Raw genomic sequence first — 16241 nt, 5'->3', positions numbered from 1 at the left:
TTTACGTGCGATTGGGCGTTCTCGACGTGGGTAGCAACACGGTGCATCTGCTGGTGGTCGATGCCCACCGGGGCGGTCACCCGACGCCGATGAGTTCGACCAAAGCCACTCTGCGCCTGGCGGAGGCCACCGACAGCGCGGGCAAGATCACCAAACGCGGTGCCGAGAAGCTGATCTCCACGATCGACGAATTCGCCAAGATCGCCGACAGCTCCGGCTGCGCGGAGCTGATGGCGTTCGCCACATCGGCGGTCCGGGACGCCGGCAACTCCGAGGACGTGCTGAGCCGGGTGCGCAAGGAGACCGGCGTCGAGTTGCGGGTGCTGACCGGAGTCGACGAGTCGCGGCTGACCTTTTTGGCGGTGCGCCGGTGGTACGGGTGGAGCGCGGGCCGCATCATCAACCTCGACATCGGGGGCGGCTCGCTGGAGATGTCCAGCGGTGTGGACGAGGAGCCCGAGGTCGCGCTGTCGCTGCCGCTGGGCGCCGGGCGGCTGACCCGCGAGTGGCTGCCCGACGACCCGCCCGGCCGGCGCCGGGTGGCGATGCTGCGGGACTGGCTGGACGCCGAACTCGCCGAAGCGAGCGTGAACATCCTCGAGACGGGTAGTCCGGATCTGACGGTGGCGACGTCGAAGACGTTCCGCTCGCTGGCGCGGCTCACCGGGGCGGCGCCGTCGGGCGCCGGGCCGCGGGTGAAACGGACGCTTACAGCGAACGGCCTCAGGCAACTCATATCTTTCATCTCTAGGATGACGACCGCTGACCGGGCAGAACTGGAAGGAGTGAGCGCCGAACGGGCCCCGCAGATTGTCGCGGGCGCTCTGGTGGCCGAGGCAAGCATGCGAGCGCTGTCGATCGAATCCGTGGATATCTGCCCGTGGGCATTACGGGAAGGTCTCATCTTGCGCAAACTCGACAGCGAAGCCGACGGATCGGCCCTCATGGAGCCTTCGGTGCGTAATGCTGGAGGGCAGGTAGTTGATCGGAACCAGCACCGATCGAGAGGCGACAAATCATGACCGGACCGGACCCCGAGACTGAAGGCCCCGGCACTCGGCCGATCTCGGTCGCCGAACTGCTGGCCAGGAACGGCACCATCGGCGCCCCGGCGGTCACCCGGCGGCGCCGCCGTCGGCGCGGCGACAACGACTCGGTGACCGTCGCCGAACTGACCGGCGAAATCCCGGTGGTCGGCGATGACGACGAAGCCGACCCCGGAGCCACCGACACGATCGACGTTGTCGAACCGCCCGCCGGCGCCGCTCAGCCGGTAACCGAAGACGAGCCCGAAGCCCCGTACTGGTCCGAGCCCGAGCCGCGCTGGCCCAAATCCCCGCCGCAGCCCAAGCGCGCGTCGGGGCCCGAGCGCAGCGAATACCCGCGGCCGTTGCCCGAGGCCGGCCGGTCGGGCTCGCTGGCCAACGGCACCGGGGGACAAGCCTCCGGGGCGGAGGACATGAGTCCCGACCCGATGGACCCTTACGCCGACATCCCCGTGGACGTCATGGACTCCGAAGTGCGCGAGGCCGAACCGGCGTTGGAGGACTCCGCCTACGTGCGCTCCTTCCTGCGGCCCGCGGACTCGGAGCTGGACGAAGACGAGGACGGCGAGGGATCGCTGACCGCCGGGGTGCTCGGCCACGAGGAGCGCCTCGATGGCGAGGGCGGTCGCGCGGACGCGGACTCCGATGGTCACCCGGGGCACGGCAGATTCGAGACGGTGTGGCGCGGCGGCGTGGTCGTGCTGCAGTCGATGCTGGCCGTCGCGTTCGGCGGCGGGCTGTTCGTGGCCTTCGACCAGCTGTGGCGCTGGAACAGCCTGGTGGCGCTGGTGCTGTCGGTGCTGGTCATCCTGGGCCTGGTGGCGGGGGTCCGGGTGGTTCGCAAAACCGAGGACATCGCCAGCACGTTGATCGCGGTCGCGGTGGGTGCGCTGATCACCCTGGGGCCCTTGGCGCTGTCGTTGCAGTCGGGCTAGCGGCACCGTAAACAGTGCGCCCAGCCATCAAAGTCGGCCTTTCCACGGCTTCGGTGTACCCGTTGCGGGCCGAGGCCGCCTTCGAGTACGCGGCCCGGCTCGGCTACGACGGCGTCGAGCTGATGGTGTGGGCCGAAACGGTCAGCCAGGACGTCGCCGCCGTCAAGAAGCTGTCGCGGCGCTACCGCGTCCCGGTGTTGTCCGTGCACGCACCCTGCCTGCTGATCTCGCAACGCGTGTGGGGCGCCAACCCGGTCCCCAAGCTGGACCGCAGCGTGCGCGCCGCCGAACAGCTGGGTGCGCAGACCGTGGTCGTGCACCCGCCGTTTCGCTGGCAGCGGCGCTATGCCGAGGGCTTCACCGAACAGGTGGCCGCGCTGGAAGCGTCGAGCGACGTGATGATCGCGGTGGAGAACATGTTCCCTTTCCGGGCGGACCGGTTCTTCGGGGCCGGCCAGTCGCTGGAACGGATGCGCAAGCGGGGTGGCGGCCCCGGCCCGGCGATCTCGGCGTTCGCGCCTTCCTACGACCCGCTCGACGGCAACCACGCGCACTACACGCTGGATCTGTCCCACACCGCCACCGCGGGCACCGACTCGCTGGACATGGCCGAGCGGATGGGGGCCGGCCTGGTGCACCTGCACCTGTGCGACGGCAACGGTCTGCCCGCCGACGAGCACCTGGTGCCCGGGCGCGGCACGCAACCCACCGCCGAGGTGTGCCAGATGCTGGCCGGCAGCCATTTCGCCGGGCACGTCATCCTGGAGGTGTCGACGTCCAGCGCGCGGTCCGCCAACGAGCGCGAGGCCATGCTCGCCGAATCGCTGCAGTTTGCCCGCACGCATCTGCTGCGCTGACATGCCAGGAGAAACACCAAACAACATGACTGCGTTATTCACCACCGCGATGACGTTGCGGGAGGTCGGTTCCGGCGTCTACGAAGGCGAGCTCGACAAGCGCTGGACCATCGGCCCCAAAGTGCACGGCGGCGCGATGCTGGCGCTCTGCGCCAACGCCGCCCGCACCGCCTGCGGCGGTCAGCCGGACGGGCTCGAATCCATCCAGCAGCCGGTCTCAGAACCGGTCGCGGTGTCGGCGAGCTTCCTGTGGGCACCCGATCCCGGCCAAGTGCAGTTGGTGACCTCGATCCGCAAGCGGGGCCGCCGGATCAGCGTCGTCGACGTCGAGCTCAACCAGGGCGACCGCACCGCGGTGCACGCCGTCGTCAACCTCGGCGAGCCCGAGCACTGGGATCCGGACGGTTCGGAAGGGTCAGCCAAGCCGCTGCTGTCGGCCAACCCGGTGCTGGACCTGATGGCACCCGAGCCGCCCGACGAGATCGAGCCGATCGGGCCCGGCCATCCGCTGGCCGGCCTCGTGCACCTGGGAGAGGGCTGCGACGTTCGGCCGGTGCTGTCCACGATGGCGCCCCGCGCCGACGGCCGCCCCCCGGTGATCCAGATGTGGGCCCGCCCCCGCGGGGTGGCCCCCGACGCGCTGTTTGCGCTCATGTGTGGCGATTTGTCGGCGCCGGTGACCTTCGCCGTGGACCGCACCGGCTGGGCGCCCACAATCCAGCTCACGGCCTTCTTGCGGGGCCTGCCGGCGGACGGCTGGCTGCGCATCATCGCGACCTGCACCGAGATCGGGCACGACTGGTTCGACGAGGACCACACCGTCGTCGACAGCCTGGGGCGCCTGGTGGTGCAGGCCCGCCAGTTGGCATTGGTCCCTGCCGCTCGCTAGTGCGCTGTGTCTGCGATGCTGTCCGGCATGGCAAGAATCGCGATCGTCGGTGGCGGCAGCATCGGGGAGGCACTGCTCTCGGGTCTGCTGCGGGCGGGCCGGCAGGTCAAGGACCTCGTGGTGGTCGAGCGGGTTCCCGAGCGCGCCAAGTATCTGGCCGACACCTATTCGGTGCGGATCGGCTCGGTGCCTGACGCGGTGGAGAACGCGTCCTTCGTCGTGGTCGCGGTGAAACCGGCCGACGTCGAGTCGGTGATGGCGGAGATCGCCCGCGCGGCGGGCACCGCCGAGAACGACACCGCCGAACAGGTTTTCGTCACGGTCGCCGCCGGGATCACCATCACCTACTTCGAAGCCAAACTGCCGGCCGGGACGCCGGTGGTGCGGGCTATGCCGAACGCGGCGGCCCTGGTCGGCGCCGGGGTCACGGCCCTGGCCAAGGGCAGGTTCGTCACCCCGCCGCAGCTCGAGGGCGTCTCGGCCCTGTTCGACTCCGTCGGCGGCGTCCTGACCGTCCCGGAAAGCCAGATGGACGCCGTCACCGCCCTGTCGGGCTCCGGGCCGGCCTATTTCTTCCTGATGGTCGAGGCGCTGATCGACGCGGGCGTCGCGGCGGGCCTGAGTCGCGAGGTGGCCGCCGACCTGATCGCGCAGACCATGGCCGGCTCGGCCGCCATGCTGCTCGAGCGCATGGACGACGATCGGCGGCGGGGTGAGGCCGAGGCGCCGGGACTGCGGGTGGACGCCACGGCGACGCAGCTGCGGGCGACGGTGACCTCACCCGGCGGTACCACCGCGGCCGGCCTGCGCGAGCTGGAACGGGGCGGCCTGCGAGCGGCCGTCGACGCGGCCGTTCAGGCCGCCAAAATGCGCTCTGAGCAGCTAAGAATTACATCAGAGTAATCCAAGTTTTTTGAACTGATTGTCCCCCACCAGTACCAGTAACCCCATTAGTCCCGCTATTCTCCTCTTGTAAGCACGTGTGGGTGCCAGCGGAGGGGAAGCCGCTGGCATGCGCGTGCCTGACACGATTGGGTTGCGATGACGTCTAGTAACGGGCCATCAGCGCGAGATGCTGCAGGTAAGCGGGACGCCAGTCCCGTGGACGGCCAGCAGGGCAGGACGCAGTTTCTCACCGTCGCCGAGGTGGCGGCGTTGATGAGGGTCTCCAAGATGACGGTGTACCGGTTGGTGCACAACGGCGAGCTGCCCGCGGTCCGGGTAGGCCGGTCCTTCAGGGTGCACGCCAAGGCTGTCCACGACATGCTGGAGACGTCGTACTTCGACGCCGGGTGACCTGAATCGGCGCCGCTCTCGTGGGCGGCGCCCAGGCTCCGCGGTTGCGCGGCGAGCGCCCGACGCCGGTTTGGTGTTCGGTGCGTTGCGCCGGGTAAAGTGTCCGGGTCAAGCTTTGAAGCAGGTCACGGTCAGATAGCGGAGTTCATGGGTTCAGTAATCAAGAAGCGGCGCAAGCGTATGTCCAAGAAGAAGCACCGCAAGCTGCTGCGTCGCACCCGGGTGCAGCGCAGAAAACTCGGCAAGTAACCCCGTCCGCGGCGTAGTGCCGCCATCTCGCCTGGCCGCTAGGCTGTCCGGGTGGATCCGTCGAATGGGGACAACGCCGGCCCGGGCGACACCGCCGGCAATACGGTGCATTACCCCAAAATCGTGCTGGTCACAGGTGCCTGCCGGTTCCTGGGCGGCTACCTGACGGCTCGGCTCGCGCAGAACCCGATGATCAAGGGGGTCATCGCGGTGGATGCGATAGCCCCGAGCAAGGACATGCTGCGTCGGATGGGGCGCGCCGAGTTCGTCCGGGCGGACATCCGTAATCCCTTCATAGCCAAGGTGATTCGCAACGGCGACGTCGATACGGTGGTGCATGCCGCGGCCGCGTCCTACGCGCCGCGATCCGGCGGCACCGCGGCGTTGAAAGAGATCAACGTGATGGGCGCGATGCAGCTGTTCGCGGCCTGTCAGAAGGCGCCCTCGGTACGCCGGGTGGTGCTCAAGTCGACGTCCGAGGTGTACGGCTCGAGTGCGCACGATCCGGTGATGTTCACCGAGGACAGCACCAGCCGCCGGCCGTTCCGCGGCGGTTTCGCCAAAGACAGCCTCGATATCGAGGCCTACGCGCGGGGATTGGGCCGGCGCCGGCCCGATATCGCCGTGACGATCCTGCGGCTGGCCAACATGATCGGCCCCGCGATGGACACCACGCTGTCACGGTATCTAGCTGGGCCTTTGGTGCCGACGATGTTCGGTCGCGACGCTCGGCTGCAGTTGCTGCACGAGCAGGATGCGCTGGGCGCGCTGGAGCGTGCGGCGATGGCCGGCAAGGCCGGAACGTTCAACGTCGGTGCCGACGGCATCATCATGCTGTCCCAGGCGATCCGGCGGGCCGGACGAATTCCCTTGCCAGTACCGGGTTTTGGAGTTTGGGCATTGGATTCTTTGCGACGTGCCAATCGCTACAACGAAATCAGTCGCGATCAGTTTGATTATTTGAGTTACGGCCGCGTCATGGACACCACGCGGATGCGCTCCGACCTTGGCTATCAGCCGAAATGGTCCACCGCGGACGCCTTTGACGACTACGTTCGGGGCCGAAGCTTGACTCCCATTATCGACCCACATCGGGTACGCTCCTGGGAAGGTCGCGCCATATCCCTGGCCCAGCGCTGGGGTAGCCGAAATCCAATTCCGTGGGGTGGGGTCAGGTAGGTATCGTGGCGGGTGAAACCAGAGCGAATGTCATTCCACTGCACACTAATCGGGGTCGGGTAGCAGCGCGTCGGAGAGCCGATCACAAAGCAGAGGCATCTCGCCAACATCCGTCGTTACTGTCTGATCCGAGCGGTCGCGCGTCGGCCGAGCAGATCGCCGCGGTGGTTCGCGAGATCGACCAGCACCGCCGTGCCGCGGGGGTATCGTCCGCCGACGCGCCGCTGAATGACTTGGCCCAGCGCGTCGCCTCGGTCGCCGGGTTTCTCCGGCAGCGCCTGACCGGCGATTACAGCGTCGACGAATTCGGCTTCGATCCGCACTTCAACAGCGCGATCGTCCGGCCTTTGCTGCGGCTGTTCTTCCGGTCCTGGTTCCGGGTCGAGGTGAGCGGGGTCGAGAACCTACCCGCCGAGGGCGCGGCGCTGGTGGTGGCCAACCACGCCGGCGTGCTGCCCTTCGACGGGCTGATGCTGTCGGTGGCCGTGCACGACGAGCACCCCGCGCATCGCGAGCTGCGGCTGCTGGCCGCCGACATGGTGTTCGACCTGCCCGTGGTGGGCGAGGCGGCCCGCAAGGCCGGCCACACCATGGCCTGCACGACCGACGCGCACCGGTTGCTCGCCGCCGGCGAGCTCACCGCCGTGTTCCCGGAGGGCTACAAGGGTCTTGGCAAGCGCTTCGAGGACCGCTACCGGCTGCAGCGGTTCGGCCGCGGCGGATTCGTCACGGCGGCGCTGCGGACCAAGGCGCCGATCATTCCCTGCTCGATCATCGGGTCCGAAGAGATCTACCCGATGCTGACCGACGTCAAGCTGCTGGCGCGGCTGTTCGGGCTGCCGTATTTCCCGGTCACGCCGCTGTTCCCGCTGGCCGGGCCCGTCGGCCTGGTGCCGCTGCCGTCGAAATGGCACATCGCGTTCGGGGAGCCGATCTACACCGACGACTACGCCGCCTCCGACGCCGAGGACCCGATGGTCACCTTCGAGCTGACCGACCAGGTGCGCGAGACCATCCAGCAGACGCTGTACCGGCTGCTCGCCAACCGTCGCAACATCTTCTTCGGCTGAGCCGCGCAAAAGGAAACGCCACCGCGGACGACTCCGTAATCCGCGATGGCGTTGACCTTTGAAAAAGCCGACTACTTGACCATCGTGAACTGGCAGACGTTCGTGTAGCCGTCCCGGAACAGGTCCGAGCAGCCCCGCAAGTACTTCAGGTAGATGTCGTACGTCTCCTGCCCCTTGAGGGCGATCGCCTCGTCCTTGTGCGCCTCGAGGGCATCCCCCCAGGCGGTCAGCGTCGGAACGTAGTTCTTGCCGATGAAGTGGTGGCGCTCGATCTTGAAACCCGCTTCAGTCGAGTACTTGTCGACCAGGTCGACCTGGGGCAATTTTCCGCCCGGGTAGATCTCCTTCAGGATGAAGCTGATGAACCGCAGCAGGGTCATGTTCACCTGCAAGCCCATCGCCTTGCCCTGTTCGGCGGAGGGCACCACGATCGAGTGCAGCAGCATGCGGCCGTCGTCGGGCAGCAGGTCGTAGTACTTCTTGAAGAAGGTGGCGTAGCGCTCGTATCCGGCGTCGCCCGCGCCGTCGGCGAAATGCTCGAAAGCGCCCAGCGACACGATGCGGTCGATCGGCTCGTCCGGGAATTCCTCCCAGCCCTGGATCCGCACCTCCTTGCGGCGGGGGCTGTCCATTTTTTCGAACTCCGCCATGCAGTGGGCGTGCTGGTTCTCGCTGAGCGTCAGGCCGATGACATTGACGTCGTACTCGGCCACTGCGTGCCGCATGGTCGAGCCCCAGCCGCTGCCGATGTCCAGCAGGGTCATGCCGGGCTCGAGGTTCAGCTTGTCCAGGGCGAGCTTGCGCTTGGCGTACTGGGCCTCTTCGAGCGTCTTGGTCAGATTCTGCGGGTCGGGGTTCTCGTCGAAGTAACCGCAGCTGTAGGTCATCGACGGGTCAAGCCAGAGCTTGAAGAACTCGTTCGACTTGTCGTAGTGCGACCGGACCTTCTCGACCGGCGGCTTCAGCTGCGTGCTTCCCGTTTCCCCCTGTGCAGACATAGATTCGAACCTACTTTCCCGCTGATATGGACGCGACTGCCGCGACGGTTGCTTCGTGGTCGGCTTCGTGGTTTGCGGCTTCCCCCAGCATCGTGACTGTACTGGTGATCACCGGTTTGCCCTCGGCGTCCGTGACCTCGCTGCGGATCTCTGTGATCACGGCGCCATGGGACTCAATGACGGAGTCTAGATAGGTGTCGAAGTAAAGCCTATCCCCGGCGACGATCGGCCGGTGGAACTTGAATTTCTGGTCGCGGTGCATGACCCGCGCGATGTTGATCGGAATGCTGAACTTGGTGAAGATCTCCAGCTGGACTCGGCGCCCTGCGATCGCGAGGAACGTCAGCGGCGCCACCATCGCCGGGTACCCCGCGTTTGCGGACTCATTCTCATCGAAGTGCGCCGGGTGGTCGTCCTTGATCGCCAGCGCGAACTCACGAATCTTCTCGCGACCGACCTCGAAGTAATCCGGCGCCCGGTAATGGCTGCCGATGAGCCCTTCGGCTCCTTTGGGGATTGTCATACCGCTGTCGTTCTCCGCTCGAATAGGTCTCAGCGGCGCAGCCTATCAGCGCGATTGCCGTCGAGAGGCCAGCGCAGCCAGCGCACCGCCCGCTGCGCCCAGCGCCAACGCCGACGGCACGCCGATCCGGGCCGCTTTCCGGGCGGTGCGGAAATCGCGGATTTCCCATCCGCGCTCCCGGGCCAGGGTGCGCAGCCGCGCATCCGGGTTGATGGCGACGGCGGTGCCCACCAGCGACAGCATGGGCACGTCGTTGTAGCTGTCCGAGTACGCGGTGCAGCGTTTCAGGTTGAGCCCCTCGCGAATTGCCAGCGACCGCACCGCATGTGCCTTGCCGGTGCCGTGCAGGATCTCGCCGACCAGCCGGCCGGTGAAGACGCCGTCGACCGATTCCGCGACAGTGCCCAGCGCGCCGGTCAGGCCGAGCCGTCGGGCGATGGTCGCGGCGAGTTCGTAGGGCGTGGCGGTGATCAGCCACACCTGCTGGCCTGCGTCCAGGTGCATCTGGGTGAGCTCGCGGGTGCCCGGCCAGATCTTGTCGGCGATGATCTCGTCGTAGATCTCCTCGCCCAGGGCGACCAGCTGTTCGACCGATCGGCCCTCGATGAAGGCGAGCGCCTTGCGCCGACCGGCCGCGACGTCGTTGCTGTTCTCCGTCCCCAGAATCTGGAACTTGGCCTGCGCGTAAATGAATCCGACCACATCGCGGTAGGTGAAGTAGTTGCGCGTGGCCAGCCCGCGCCCGAAGTGCACCGCCGACGAGCCCTGCACGAGTGTGTTGTCCACGTCGAAGAAGGCGGCTGCGGTCAGGTCGATCGGGGGCTGCGGGCGGTCCTCCGAGGCGGCGGCTTCCTGCATGCCCTCGATCGCCCGGGCGGCGCTGGCGTCCGCGGCCAGCGCCTCCAAGTCAACCCAACCGGTGTGGTCTGCGTTGACCGGGTCTGAGGAAGTCATTGCCTAACCTCCTGATCGCTGTGCTGCCTGGCGACCCAGTGGGTGCCCGATCTCCAACCCTATCGGGCAGATGGCGTGGGGGCGTTGACGTGTCCCAGGCTGTCGGGCGTGACGCTAGCGTCACGTTCGACGCCCAGTGTGACGCCGGCGTCACGTTCGGCCGATGAGTCGGGTCACACACCAGCGGCGCCATCTCTTCACGACCACATACCGAGATTCGTCGACATCGCACCGGTGTAGTTGCCGTGCGCGGTCGTGGCCACCTTCTCCAGTTGTGCCAGCGCTTCGCGCATCATCGCTTCGCCGCGCACCCAGTGCCGATGCGCCTCGGCATGAGCCGCGGCGGCATCGCCCGTCCAGGACGCGTGCAAACGCGTTACGCGAGAATCGATTTGGGCGATCATGTCTTCGGCGTAGCGTTGAAACGCCGCCATCCGCTGCACCGCCTCGGCCAACGCCTGCGGATCGACCCGAAACGCCTCAGCCACCACGCACCGCCCGCTCCGCCGCCGCGGAGGTGTCCTCGGTGCCCTGATACGCCCCGCCGGCCTGGCCCACCAGCTGCGCCAGCATCGACAGCCCGAGTTCGACCTCGCGGGCGCCCCGATGCCACAGCTCCCACGCCGATCCGTAGGCGGTCCCCGACGTGCCCTGCCAACCGCCGAGCAGCTGCCCCACCTGATCGTCGAGCTGGGACAGCTGGGCCGAAAGCTGTTCGGCCGCACCGCTCAGCGATACGGCGGCGCCCTGCATCACCACCGGGTCCACCCGCAGCGTTTCGTCGGCCACGGTCGGAACATAACGCCTGGTAGATGGGCCCACAAGTCACCGATGCCACACTGGTGCCCATGACTGAGGCGACCCGCCGGCCGCAGGTGGAGCTGTTGACCCGCGACGGGTGCACCATCTGCGAGCGCGTGCATGCCCGGCTGGCCGAGCTGGCCGCTGAGTTGGGCTTCGAGCTGTCGGTGACCGACGTCGACGCCGCCGCCGCGGCGGGCAACCCCGCGCTGCGGGCCGAGTTCGGTGACCGGCTGCCGGTGATCCTGCTCGACGGCCGCGAACACAGCTACTGGGAGATCGACGAACCCCGGCTGCGGGCCGATCTCGGCGGCTGACCCGTCAGCCGCCGCCCGGCCGGCCGCCGCCGGACAATTATTTGGTAGCCCAGCTGATAAACGTTTACCGTGGACAGCAGTTCAGTTACTGGAAGAAGCAAGGGAGCTGGCCAGGTGATGCTGCCGTGAGCGTCTTGCTCTTCGGGGTTTCGCACCGCAGTGCGCCGGTCTCCGTCCTGGAACAACTCAGCATCGACGAGTCCGATCAGGGCAAGATCGTCGACCGGGTGTTGCAGTCGCCGCTGGTGACCGAGGCGATGGTGCTGTCGACATGCAACCGGGTCGAGGTCTACGCGGTGGTCGACGCGTTCCACGGCGGTCTGGCGGTGATCGGGCAGGTGCTGTCGGACCACTCCGGGATGTCGATGGCCGACCTCACCAAATACGCGTACGTCCGGTACAGCGAGGCCGCCGTCGAGCATCTGTTCGCGGTGGCCAGCGGCCTGGATTCCGCCGTGATCGGCGAGCAACAGGTGCTCGGCCAGGTCCGTCGCGCCTATGCCGGCGCCGAGACCAATCGCACCGTCGGCCGGGTGCTGCACGAGTTGGCCCAGCGGGCGCTGTCGGTGGGCAAGCGGGTGCATTCCGAGACCGCCATCGACGCCGCCGGCGCCTCGGTGGTGTCGGTCGCCCTGAACATGGCCGAACGCCGGCTGGGCGGGCTGTCGGGCAAGACCGCGGTGCTGGTCGGCGCCGGCGCGATGGGCGCCCTGGCCGCGGCCCACCTCTCGCGTGCCGGCATCGGGCACATTTACGTACTCAACCGGTCGCTGTCGCGGGGCCAGCGGCTGGTCCGCAAGATCCGCGACGCCGGAGTGCAGGCCAACGCCCTGCCATTGGAGCGGCTCGCAGACACCCTGGCCGGGGCGGACGTCGTGGTCAGCTGTACCGGGGCGGTGACCCCGGTGGTCTCGCTGGCCGACGTGCACCACGCGCTGGCCGCCGCGCACCGCGACGAAGCGACCAACCCCCTGGTGATCTGCGACCTGGGCATGCCGCGCGACGTCGACCCGGCGGTGGCCGGACTACCCGGTGTCTGGGTCGTCGATGTGGACCGCGTGCAGCACGAGCCCTCGGCCCACGCCGCGGCCGCCGACGTCGACGCCGCCCGCAACATCGTCGCCACCGAAGTTGCTGCCTATCTGGCCGGACAGCGAATGGCCGAGGTCACGCCGACGGTCACGGCGTTGCGTCAGCGCGCCGCCGACGTGGTCGAAGCGGAGCTGCTGCGCCTCGACAACCGCCTGCCCGGACTCGAGAGCGCGCACCGCGACGAGGTGGCCCGCACCGTCCGGCGGGTGGTGGACAAGCTGCTGCACGCGCCGACCGTGCGGATCAAACAGCTCGCCAGCGCGCCCGGTGGTGACAGCTACGCCGAGGCGTTGCGCGAACTCTTCGAACTCGACCAGACCGCCGTTGACGCCGTGGCTGCGGGCGAATTGCCAGTCATCGCAAACGGATTCGACGCGGGTACTCCGCAGCAGACCGCCGAGTAGGCGATTGGCGAACGTGATCCGGATAGGCACCCGGGGCAGCCTGCTGGCCACCACCCAGGCCGGGGTCGTCAGAGACGCTTTGATCGCGCTGGGACACCCGGCGGAGCTGGTGACCATCAGCACCGCCGGGGACAAATCGTCGGCGCCGATCGAATCCCTCGGGGTGGGTGTCTTCACCACCGCATTGCGCGAGGCGATGGACGAGGGCCGTGTCGACGCCGCGGTGCACTCCCATAAGGACCTGCCCACCGCCGACGATCCAAGGTTTGCTGTGGCGGCCATACCGGTGCGCAACGACCCGCGCGACGCGGTGGTGGCGCGGGACGGACTGGTGCTCGCGGAGTTGCCACCCGGTTCGCTGGTGGGCACCTCCTCGCCGCGGCGGGCGGCGCAGCTTAGAGCATTGGGTCTCGGTTTGGAAATCCGCCCCCTACGAGGCAACCTAGATACCAGGTTGAACAGGGTAAGCAGTGGTGACCTCGACGCGATCGTGGTAGCCCGGGCGGGACTGGCCCGGCTCGGTCGCCTCGACGATGTCACCGAGACGCTAGAGCCGGTGCAGATGTTGCCAGCACCGGCTCAGGGTGCGCTCGCCGTCGAATGCCGCGCCGGTGATAGCCGGTTAGCGGCAGTGCTGGCGGAGCTGGACGACGCCGACACGCGTGCGTCGGTCACCGCCGAGCGAACCCTGCTGGCCGAACTGGAGGCCGGTTGCTCCGCACCGGTGGGCGCGATCGCGGAAGTGGTCGAGTCCATCGATGAGGAAGGCCGGATCTTCGAAGAGCTGTCGCTGCGCGGTTGCGTGGCGGCGCTGGACGGGTCCGACGTGATCCGCGCGTCCGGTATCGGCAGTCCCGGTCGGGCACGAGAGCTTGGGCTTTCGGTGGCCGCGGAGCTGTTCGAGCTGGGCGCGCGAGAGCTGATGAGCGAAGCGCGTCAAGACCCGGCGCGAGGAAATTAAATGCGAATTACGTGGGAGCGACAATGACGACGCGAGGCCGTAAGCCGACACCCGGCCGCATCACGTACGTGGGCTCCGGCCCGGGTGACCCGGGATTGCTGACGACCCGGGCCGCTACGGTGCTGGCGAACGCCGCTTTGGTGTTCACCGACCCTGACGTGCCCGAGCCGGTGCTGGCCCTGATCGGCAAAGATCTGCCACCGGTCTCCGGCCCGGCCCCGGCCGAGCCGGCCGCCACCAACGGCGACGGCGGTTCCGACCAGAACAAGGCGCAGCCGGCGGTGATGTCCGGCGGTCCCGATATCCGCCCGGCGCTGGGCGACCCCGCCGAGGTGGCCAAGACGCTGACCACCGAGGCGCGGACGGGCGCCGACGTGGTGCGGCTGGTGGCCGGCGACCCGCTGACGGTCGACGCGGTCATCACCGAGGTGAACGCCATCGCGCGCAGCCACCTGCACATCGAGATCGTCCCCGGACTGGCCCCCAGCGATGCCGTCCCGACGTACGCGGGGTTGCCGCTGGGCTCATCGCACACCGTCGCCGATGTGCGTGACCCGCATGTGGATTGGGAGGCGCTGGCGGCGGCGCCCGGTCCGCTGATTCTGCAGGCCACGTCGTCGCACCTGGCCGACGCGGCGCGCACCCTGATCGAGCACGGGCTCGCCGAGAACACCCCGTGCGTGGTGACCGCGCACGGCACCACCTGTCAGCAGCGGTCGATCGAAACCACGCTGCACGGCTTGACCGACTCGGCGGTGCTGGGCGGTACCGACCCCGCCGGCCCGCTGACCGGTCCGCTCGTGGTGACCATCGGCAAGACGGTGGCCAGCCGGGCGAAGCTGAACTGGTGGGAGAGCCGCGCGCTGTACGGCTGGACCGTGCTGGTGCCCCGCACCAAGGACCAGGCCGGCGAGATGAGCGAGCGCCTGACGTCCTACGGTGCATTGCCGATCGAGGTGCCGACCATTGCGGTCGAGCCGCCGCGCAGCCCGGCGCAAATGGAGCGGGCCGTCAAGGGATTGGTCGACGGCCGCTTCCAGTGGGTGGTGTTCACCTCCACCAACGCGGTGCGTGCGGTCTGGGAGAAGTTCGGCGAATTCGGCCTGGATGCGCGCGCGTTCTCCGGAGTCAAGATCGCGTGTGTGGGCGAGTCGACCGCCGACCGGGTCCGGGCGTTCGGGATCAGCCCGGAACTGGTGCCGGCCGGCGAGCAGTCGTCGTTGGGTCTGCTGGACGACTTCCCGGACTATGACAGCATTTTCGACCCGGTCAACCGGGTGCTGCTGCCGCGGGCCGACATCGCCACCGAGACGCTGGCCGAGGGTCTGCGCGAACGTGGTTGGGAGATCGAGGATGTCACCGCTTACCGGACGGTGCGGGCCGCTCCACCGCCGGCGGAAACGCGGGAAATGATCAAGACCGGCGGCTTCGACGCGGTGTGCTTCACGTCCAGCTCCACGGTGCGCAACCTGGTCGGCATCGCCGGCAAGCCGCACGCGCGGACGATCATCGCCTGCATCGGTCCGAAGACCGCCGAGACCGCGGCGGAATTCGGTCTGCGGGTGGACGTGCAGCCCGAGACCGCCGCTGTCGGTCCGCTGGTCGACGCTCTGGCCGAACACGCCGCGCGGTTGCGCGCCGAGGGTGCGCTGCCACCGCCGCGCAAAAAGAGCCGCAGGCGCTAGTGGCCTACCCGCGGCACCGTCCGCGCCGGCTTCGCACCACCCCGGCCCTGCGCCGGTTGGTGGCGCAAACATCTTTGGAGCCAAGACATTTGGTGCTGCCGATGTTCGTCGCCGACGGTATCGACGAACCACGGCCGATCACTTCCATGCCGGGCGTGGTGCAGCACACCCGCGATTCGTTGCGCAGCGCGGCCGCCGGTGCCGTCGCCGCGGGGGTGGGCGGGCTGATGCTGTTCGGCGTGCCCCGCGACGAGGACAAGGACTCGGTGGGGTCAGCCGGGACCGACCCCGACGGCATCCTCAATGTCGCGCTGCGGGACCTGGCCAAGGACCTCGGTGAGGCCACCGTGTTGATGGCCGACACCTGCCTGGACGAGTTCACCGACCACGGACACTGCGGCGTCCTCGACGACCGGGGTCGGGTCGACAACGATGCCACCGTGGCCCGCTATGTGGAACTCGCTGTGGCACAAGCTGAATCGGGCGCTCACGTGGTGGGCCCGAGTGGCATGATGGATGGTCAGGTGGGGGCGATTCGCGACGGATTGGACGCCGCGGGCTTCACCGACGTGGCCGTTCTGGCCTACGCCGCCAAGTTCGCCTCGGTGTTCTACGGCCCGTTCCGCGAAGCGGTCAGTTCCAGCCTGTCCGGGGACCGCCGCACCTACCAGCAGGAGGCGGGCAACGCCCGGGAGGCGCTTCGCGAGATCGAGCTCGATCTCGACGAGGGGGCCGACATCGTGATGATCAAACCGGCGATGAGTTATCTCGACGTGGTCGCGGCCGCGGCGGACGTCTCGCCCGTTCCCGTCGCCGCGTATCAGGTATCGGGGGAGTACGCGATGATTTGTGCTGCAGCCGCGAACAATTGGATCGACGAGCGCGCCGCGGCGCTGGAGTCGCTGACCAGCATCCGGCGCGCCGGAGCCGATATCGTTCTCACCTATTGGGCCGCCGATGCGGCAGGGTGGCTCTCGTGAGATGG

At 68.2% G+C, this 16241-nt stretch carries 19 protein-coding genes; 14 read left to right on the top strand and 5 right to left on the bottom strand.

Features of this window, described 5'->3' with window-relative positions:
- Window positions 1-5 precede the first annotated feature (5 nt).
- From A5688_RS25080 to A5688_RS25045, 9 genes are all read left to right on the top strand, one after another.
- Window positions 6-1022 carry a Ppx/GppA phosphatase family protein gene (locus A5688_RS25080; protein WP_067836970.1) on the top strand — a complete coding sequence of 339 codons (1017 nt, stop codon included), beginning with the start codon at window positions 6-8 and terminating at the stop codon, window positions 1020-1022.
- Window positions 1019-1981, top strand: coding sequence for a hypothetical protein (locus tag A5688_RS25075; RefSeq protein ID WP_067909169.1), 963 nt, complete (start codon window positions 1019-1021; stop codon window positions 1979-1981). The genes A5688_RS25080 and A5688_RS25075 overlap by 4 nt, the downstream gene beginning before the upstream one ends.
- 14 nt (window positions 1982-1995) lie before the next feature.
- A complete protein-coding gene (locus A5688_RS25070) occupies window positions 1996-2838 on the top strand; it encodes a sugar phosphate isomerase/epimerase family protein (RefSeq protein ID WP_067836975.1) in 843 nt (280 codons plus the stop codon).
- Between the two features lie 25 nt (window positions 2839-2863).
- Window positions 2864-3727 carry a thioesterase family protein gene (locus A5688_RS25065; protein WP_067909172.1) on the top strand — a complete coding sequence of 288 codons (864 nt, stop codon included), beginning with the start codon at window positions 2864-2866 and terminating at the stop codon, window positions 3725-3727.
- A 27-nt stretch (window positions 3728-3754) separates the two neighbouring features.
- Window positions 3755-4630 (top strand): pyrroline-5-carboxylate reductase, encoded by an 876-nt coding sequence (proC, locus tag A5688_RS25060; RefSeq protein WP_207546738.1) that lies wholly within the window; start codon window positions 3755-3757, stop codon window positions 4628-4630.
- 138 nt (window positions 4631-4768) lie between these two features.
- A complete protein-coding gene (locus A5688_RS25055) occupies window positions 4769-5023 on the top strand; it encodes a cell division/environmental response transcriptional regulator (RefSeq protein ID WP_067836986.1) in 255 nt (84 codons plus the stop codon).
- A gap of 147 nt (window positions 5024-5170) precedes the next feature.
- Complete coding sequence (locus A5688_RS27160) at window positions 5171-5272, top strand: 30S ribosomal protein bS22 (protein WP_003402602.1); 102 nt, start codon at window positions 5171-5173, stop codon at window positions 5270-5272.
- A 51-nt stretch (window positions 5273-5323) separates the two neighbouring features.
- Complete coding sequence (locus A5688_RS25050; protein WP_067909178.1) at window positions 5324-6451, top strand: SDR family oxidoreductase; 1128 nt, start codon at window positions 5324-5326, stop codon at window positions 6449-6451.
- A complete protein-coding gene (locus A5688_RS25045; RefSeq protein ID WP_207546737.1) occupies window positions 6433-7521 on the top strand; it encodes a lysophospholipid acyltransferase family protein in 1089 nt (362 codons plus the stop codon). The genes A5688_RS25050 and A5688_RS25045 overlap by 19 nt, the downstream gene beginning before the upstream one ends.
- Before the next feature lie 71 nt (window positions 7522-7592).
- On the opposite strand, the gene A5688_RS25040 is transcribed toward A5688_RS25045, so the two are convergent.
- The 5 genes from A5688_RS25040 to A5688_RS25020 form a co-directional block, all read right to left on the bottom strand.
- Window positions 7593-8519 (bottom strand): cyclopropane mycolic acid synthase family methyltransferase, encoded by a 927-nt coding sequence (locus A5688_RS25040; RefSeq protein WP_067836994.1) that lies wholly within the window; start codon window positions 8517-8519, stop codon window positions 7593-7595.
- A gap of 10 nt (window positions 8520-8529) precedes the next feature.
- Complete coding sequence (locus tag A5688_RS25035) at window positions 8530-9042, bottom strand: FAS1-like dehydratase domain-containing protein (RefSeq protein ID WP_067836997.1); 513 nt, start codon at window positions 9040-9042, stop codon at window positions 8530-8532.
- Between the two features lie 45 nt (window positions 9043-9087).
- The gene (locus A5688_RS25030; protein WP_067836999.1) at window positions 9088-9996 is read right to left on the bottom strand and encodes an HAD family hydrolase; all 909 of its coding nucleotides are present in this window, start codon (window positions 9994-9996) and stop codon (window positions 9088-9090) included.
- Between the two features lie 197 nt (window positions 9997-10193).
- Window positions 10194-10484 (bottom strand): WXG100 family type VII secretion target, encoded by a 291-nt coding sequence (locus tag A5688_RS25025; RefSeq protein WP_067909289.1) that lies wholly within the window; start codon window positions 10482-10484, stop codon window positions 10194-10196.
- Window positions 10477-10785, bottom strand: a complete 309-nt coding sequence (locus A5688_RS25020; RefSeq protein ID WP_067909181.1) for a WXG100 family type VII secretion target — start codon at window positions 10783-10785, stop codon at window positions 10477-10479. The genes A5688_RS25025 and A5688_RS25020 overlap by 8 nt, the downstream gene beginning before the upstream one ends.
- 59 nt (window positions 10786-10844) lie before the next feature.
- On the opposite strand from A5688_RS25020, the gene A5688_RS25015 reads away from it, so the two are divergent.
- The 5 genes from A5688_RS25015 to hemB all read left to right on the top strand — a co-directional run bounded on the left by A5688_RS25015 (window position 10845) and on the right by hemB (window position 16236).
- On the top strand, window positions 10845-11114 hold the full coding sequence (locus A5688_RS25015; RefSeq protein ID WP_067837301.1) for a glutaredoxin family protein: 270 nt from the start codon (window positions 10845-10847) through the stop codon (window positions 11112-11114).
- Between the two features lie 125 nt (window positions 11115-11239).
- On the top strand, window positions 11240-12610 hold the full coding sequence (locus A5688_RS25010; protein ID WP_067837005.1) for a glutamyl-tRNA reductase: 1371 nt from the start codon (window positions 11240-11242) through the stop codon (window positions 12608-12610).
- Window positions 12611-12623: 13 nt separating this feature from the next.
- On the top strand, window positions 12624-13571 hold the full coding sequence (gene hemC / locus A5688_RS25005; protein ID WP_067837304.1) for a hydroxymethylbilane synthase: 948 nt from the start codon (window positions 12624-12626) through the stop codon (window positions 13569-13571).
- A gap of 23 nt (window positions 13572-13594) precedes the next feature.
- Window positions 13595-15256 carry a uroporphyrinogen-III synthase gene (locus A5688_RS25000; RefSeq protein WP_067837008.1) on the top strand — a complete coding sequence of 554 codons (1662 nt, stop codon included), beginning with the start codon at window positions 13595-13597 and terminating at the stop codon, window positions 15254-15256.
- Window positions 15256-16236, top strand: coding sequence for a porphobilinogen synthase (gene hemB / locus A5688_RS24995; RefSeq protein WP_082955035.1), 981 nt, complete (start codon window positions 15256-15258; stop codon window positions 16234-16236). Before A5688_RS25000 ends, hemB begins: the two co-directional genes overlap by 1 nt.
- Window positions 16237-16241 lie beyond the last annotated feature (5 nt).

This window comes from Mycobacterium mantenii, from assembly GCF_001667865.1.
Lineage (GTDB): Bacteria > Actinomycetota > Actinomycetes > Mycobacteriales > Mycobacteriaceae > Mycobacterium > Mycobacterium mantenii_A.
This window is presented reverse-complemented; position numbering and strand designations above follow the sequence as displayed.